Annotated in this window: 6 protein-coding genes; all 6 read left to right on the top strand. The window is 69.8% G+C overall.

Features of this window, described 5'->3' with window-relative positions; all coding sequences use genetic code 11:
• Nucleotides 1–284 (top strand): alpha/beta hydrolase fold domain-containing protein (locus tag ACIY1X_RS24855; RefSeq protein ID WP_399685933.1); only part of this gene is annotated, 284 nt, incomplete at its 5' end.
• Between the two features lie 137 nt (nt 285–421).
• Nucleotides 422–1,234 (top strand): AraC family transcriptional regulator, encoded by an 813-nt coding sequence (locus tag ACIY1X_RS24850; RefSeq protein WP_399685930.1) that lies wholly within the window; start codon nt 422–424, stop codon nt 1,232–1,234.
• Nucleotides 1,235–1,297: 63 nt separating this feature from the next.
• Complete coding sequence (locus tag ACIY1X_RS24845; RefSeq protein WP_399685927.1) at nt 1,298–2,173, top strand: branched-chain amino acid ABC transporter permease; 876 nt, start codon at nt 1,298–1,300, stop codon at nt 2,171–2,173.
• 10 nt (nt 2,174–2,183) lie between these two features.
• On the top strand, nt 2,184–3,260 hold the full coding sequence (locus tag ACIY1X_RS24840; RefSeq protein ID WP_399685925.1) for a branched-chain amino acid ABC transporter permease: 1,077 nt from the start codon (nt 2,184–2,186) through the stop codon (nt 3,258–3,260).
• Nucleotides 3,257–4,072: an ABC transporter ATP-binding protein gene (locus tag ACIY1X_RS24835; RefSeq protein WP_399685922.1), complete on the top strand. Its 816-nt coding sequence runs from the start codon at nt 3,257–3,259 to the stop codon at nt 4,070–4,072. The genes ACIY1X_RS24840 and ACIY1X_RS24835 overlap by 4 nt, the downstream gene beginning before the upstream one ends.
• On the top strand, nt 4,069–4,832 hold a 764-nt coding region (locus ACIY1X_RS24830), incomplete at its 3' end, for an ABC transporter ATP-binding protein (protein ID WP_399685920.1). The genes ACIY1X_RS24835 and ACIY1X_RS24830, both read left to right, overlap by 4 nt.

The raw sequence follows: 4,832 nt of genomic DNA, 5'->3' as shown, positions 1-4,832 counted from the left end.
CCGCGCACGACGCCGACTGGCGCGCCTCGCCCCTGCTGGCGGCCGGCCATGCCGGGCTGCCGCCCGCACTGGTGATCACCGCCGGCTACGACCCGCTGCGCGACGAGGGGCTGGACTACGCCCGCGCGCTGTCCGACGCCGGCAGCCGCGTCGCCCACGTGTGCTTCGAGCGGCAGATCCACGGCTTCATCACCATGGGCCGTGTGCTCGACGAGGCCAACACGGCGGTCGCGCTGTGCGCGGCCGAGCTGCGCCGCGCCTTCGCCGCGCCGGCCGCGCGCTGAACTAGGGAAAGCCCCGTCCAGATGGGTGCCAACGCCCGCCGTGCCGTCGGTACGATGCGCCCAACCCGGGAGAGCCGGCGCGCAGTGGCGCGGCGGGGTGTGCGATGCGTCCAACGACTTCGAGGAGACCGAGCAGCATGCAGACGACGAGGGTGGTGCACGCCGACGGTGGGGAGCGCCTCATGTGGCTGACGACGCAGCGCGTCTTCTATGCCGGCCTGCTGGGCCTGGCGAGCGAGCGCAGCTTCGGCGGCTGGGGCGTGTACGTGTCGCCGCGCGGCCTGCCCAACCGCATCCGCATCGGCGGCGGGGCCTGGCAGTCGGGCGAGCTGCTGGTCGTGCCGCCGCAGGTGCCGCACCACGTCCGGAGCGCCGAGCCGCTGGTCCTGAACCTGCTGATCGAGTCGGAGTCGGTCGACCCCGACGCGCTGCCCGCCGTGCTGCGCCGCTGCGGCCCGGTGGACGACCCCGCCTTCGTGCGCCGCGTGCGCGCGGCCCATGCGCAGCTCGTGGCCGCCTCCGGCCGCGAATGCTTCGGCGGCATCGACTTCGACCGCCTCTTCTTCGGCCAGCCGCTGCCCGAGCGGCCGCTGGACGCGCGCATCCGGCAGGTGATCGAGCGCGTGAGCGCGGCGCCCGCGGCGCCGTGGTCGGCCGAGCAGTGCGCCGCCGACGTGCACCTGTCCTTCTCGCGCTTCCTGCACCTGTTCAAGGCGCAGACGGGCATGACCTTCCGCGCCTTCCGCGCCTGGAAGCGCGCCCGCAGCCTGCTGCGCTACGTGCGGGAATCGGCCAGCCTGACCGACATCGCGCTGGACGCCGGCTACCCCGACTCCACCCACTTCAGCCATTCGATCCGCCAGATCTACGGGCTGCGGCCCAGCGAGATCGTGGCCGGCTCGCGGCGCCTGGCGCTGCACGACGCCGCGGGCGAGGTGCTATGCGGCTGACGGCGCCTCACCGCATCCAGGCCGCGTGCCGCCGCTTTCCCAAACGCTGAGGGACGGCGCGCGGTGCAAGTCCTCCAGCTCCTGCTCTCCGGCATCGCCCAGGGCTGCATCTACGGCCTCATCGCGCTGGGCTTCGTGCTGATCTACAAGGCCACCGAGACGGTGAGCTTCGCCCAGGGCGACCTGATGATGCTGGGGGCCTTCGCCACCTTCGCGGGCATGGCCCTGTTCGGCCTGCCGTTCTGGGCGGCGGCGCTGCTGGCGCTGGCGGCGATGGTCGCCTTCGGCATGCTGGTGGAGCTGGCCGTCATCCGGCCCATCCTCGGCCAGCCGCAGTTCTCCATCGTCATGCTGACCATCGGCATCGGCTACGTGCTGCGTGGCCTGATCACCATGGTGCCCGGCATCGGCACCGAGACGCACACGCTGGCCGTGCCCTACAAGGACCAGGTCTGGAAGCTCGGCGGCCTGGTGGTCAACGTGGAGCAGGCGGTGGTGATCGGCGCCACCGCCGTGCTGTGCGTGCTGCTGTTCGCCATGTTCCGCTACAGCAAGCTGGGCATCGCCATGCAGGCCAGCTCGCAGAACCAGTTGGCGGCCTACTACATGGGCATCCCGGTCAAGCGGCTGAACTCGCTGGTGTGGGGCCTGGCGGCGGCGGTGGCCACGGTGGCGGGCATGCTGCTGGCGCCCATCACCTTCGTACACGCCAACATGGGCTTCATCGGGCTGAAAGCCTTCCCGGCCGCGGTGGTGGGCGGCTTCGGCAGCCTGCCGGGCGCCATCGTCGGCGGGTTGATCATCGGCGTGGTGGAGTCGCTGGCCGGCTTCTACCTGCCCGACGGCTTCAAGGACACGGCGCCCTACATCGTGGTGCTGGCGATGCTGATGCTCAAGCCGAACGGCCTGTTCGGCGAGAAGCTCAGGAAGAAGGTGTAGCAGGGCCGTCATGCGCTTCCTCTTCAAGACCAGCTACGCGCAGGACATCGCGCTCGCCAAGCACGGCGGGCACCGCTTCTGGTATGCGCTGCTCGGCCTCGCGCTGCTGGCCGCGCCCTGGGCGCTCGACGAATACTGGCTCGCGCAGCTCAACTTCGTGCTCATCTATTCGGTGGTGGGCCTGGGGCTGATGCTGCTGGCCGGCTTCACCGGGCAGTTCTCGATCGGGCACGCGGCCTTCCTGGGCACCGGGGCCTACACGCAGGGCGTGCTGGTCAACCTGGGCGTGCCCTTCCCGCTGGCGATGGTGGCGGCGGCGCTGCTCTCGGCGGCGGTGGGCGTGGTGGTCGCCATGCCGGCGCTGCGCGTCAAGGGCATCTACCTGGGCATCGCCACGCTGGCCTTCGGCTTCATCGTCGAGGAGGTGTTCGCGCGCTGGGAAAGCGTCACCGGCGGCAACGCGGGGCTGCACGTGAAGTCGCCGCGCCTCGCCGGCATCGACTTTGGCGGCGGCGAGGCCTTCTACTTCGTGTGCCTGGTCACCACCATCCTGTGCACGCTGGGCGTGCTCAACCTGCTGCGCGCGCCCACCGGGCGGGCCTTCGTCGCGATCCGCGACTCGGAGGTCTCGGCGCAGAGCATGGGCATCCACCTGGCGCGCTACAAGACGCTGTCCTTCGCCGTGTCGGCGGCGCTGGCCGGGCTGGGCGGAGCGCTGTACGCGCACAAGATCAGCTTCCTCTCGCCCGACCAGTTCAGCATCCTGCAGTCCATCGATCTGCTGCTGATGGTGGTGATCGGCGGGCTGGGCTCGGTGCACGGCGTGTTCCTGGGCGCGATCTTCCTGATCTCGATGCCGCAGCTCATCGCCATGTCCAAGGACTGGCTGCCCGAGGCCATCGGCCAGGCGCCGGGGCTGCAGGGGCTGGTGTACGGCGTGGTGCTGATCGCCTTCGTGCTCTTCGAGCCGATGGGCCTGTACGGGCGCTGGCTGAAGATCCGCACCTGGCTGCAGCTGTTTCCCTTCTACCGCCGGGGCATGTTCAAGCGGCAGAAGTCCTTCACCAAGTCGGACCGCCTCAAATGAACGGCGACGTGCTGCTCTCGGCCCAAGACCTGAGCGTGCGCTTCGGCGGCGTGCTGGCGGTCAACAAGGTCGGCTTCGAGGTGCGGCGCGGCGAGGTGTTCACCCTCATCGGGCCCAACGGCGCGGGCAAGACGACGGTGTTCAACCTCATCAGCCGCATCTACCAGCCCACCACCGGCAGCATCGCCTGGCACGGCGAGGGCGGCGCGCCGGTGGTGCTGACCGAACAGCCGCCGCACGCCATCGCGGCACTGGGCATCGCACGCACCTTCCAGAACATCGAGCTCTTCGAGCACGCCACGGTGCTGCACAACCTGCTGATCGGACGCCACACGCACCGCCGCACCGGCTTCTGGAGCGAGGTGTTCTTCACCCCCGCCACGCGCCGCGCCGAGATCGAGGCGCGCGAGAAGGCCGAGCAGGTGATCGACCTGCTGGACCTGCAGCACTATCGCGACGCGCTGGTGGCCGGCCTGCCGTATGGCGTGCGCAAGGTGGTGGAGCTGGCGCGCGCCCTGTGCACCGAGCCGAAGCTGCTGCTGCTGGACGAGCCCTCGTCGGGCCTGAACGTGGAGGAGACGGCCGACATGGCCTTCTGGATCCAGGACATCCAGCAGGAGCTGGGCATCTCGGTGCTGATGGTGGAGCACGACATGACGCTGGTGTCCAAGGTGTCGGACCGCGTGCTGGCGATGAACCAGGGCGAAGTGCTGGCGCTGGGCACGGCGCGCGAGGTGCAGGCGGACCCGCGCGTGGTGGAAGCCTATCTCGGTGCGGTCGAGGACGTGAGCAGCCTCAGGAGGCAGGCATGACCGACGACGTGCTGCAGCTCCTCAACGTCGAGAGCGCCTACGGCCCCATCAAGGCCATCCGCGGCGTGAGCCTGAAGGTGCGGCGCGGCGAGATCGCCACCGTGCTGGGCAGCAACGGCGCGGGCAAGACGACCATCCTCAAGACCATCTCCGGCATCATCGACCCGCGCAAGGGCACGGTGCACTTCAAGGGCCTGGACATCACCGCCAAGGACCCGGCCTACATCGTGCAGCAGGGCCTGTCGCACGTGCCCGAGGGGCGCGAGGTGTTCCCGCTGCTGTCGGTGCGCGACAACCTGCTGATGGGCGCCTACACCCGGCGCGACCGCGACGGCGTGGCGCGCGACATGGAGACGGTGTTCGGCTACTTCCCCATCCTGAAGGAGCGCGCCGCGCAGGACGCCGGCCTGCTCTCCGGCGGCCAGCAGCAGATGCTGGCGATCAGCCGCGCGCTGATGGCCGCGCCCGAGCTGATCCTGCTGGACGAGCCCTCGCTGGGCCTGAGCCCCAAGCTCACCAAGGAGATCTTCGAGATCGTGGTGCGCATCAACCGCGAGCGCGGGACGACGCTGCTGCTGGTGGAGCAGAACGCCAACATGGCGCTCAACGCCGCCGACTACGGCTACGTGCTGGAGAACGGCCGCATCGTCATGGAAGACACCTGCGAGCGCCTGCGCGAGAAGGAGGACATCAAGGAGTTCTACCTCGGCATGCAGGAAAGCGGCGCCCGCGGCGAGCGGCGCTGGAAGAAAAAGAAGAC

Source organism: Xenophilus sp. (genome assembly GCF_044462705.1).
GTDB classification, from domain to species: Bacteria; Pseudomonadota; Gammaproteobacteria; order Burkholderiales; family Burkholderiaceae_C; genus Xenophilus; species Xenophilus azovorans.
The sequence above is the reverse complement of the archived record's forward strand: the minus strand, read 5'-3'. Positions and strand labels throughout refer to the sequence as shown.

Coding starts and splice junctions, on each gene's coding strand:
- ACIY1X_RS24850 (WP_399685930.1), top strand. CDS start 422: ATGCAGACGACGAGGGTGGTGCACGCCGACGGTGGGGAGCGCCTCATG.
- ACIY1X_RS24840 (WP_399685925.1), top strand. CDS start 2,184: ATGCGCTTCCTCTTCAAGACCAGCTACGCGCAGGACATCGCGCTCGCC.
- ACIY1X_RS24835 (WP_399685922.1), top strand. CDS start 3,257: ATGAACGGCGACGTGCTGCTCTCGGCCCAAGACCTGAGCGTGCGCTTC.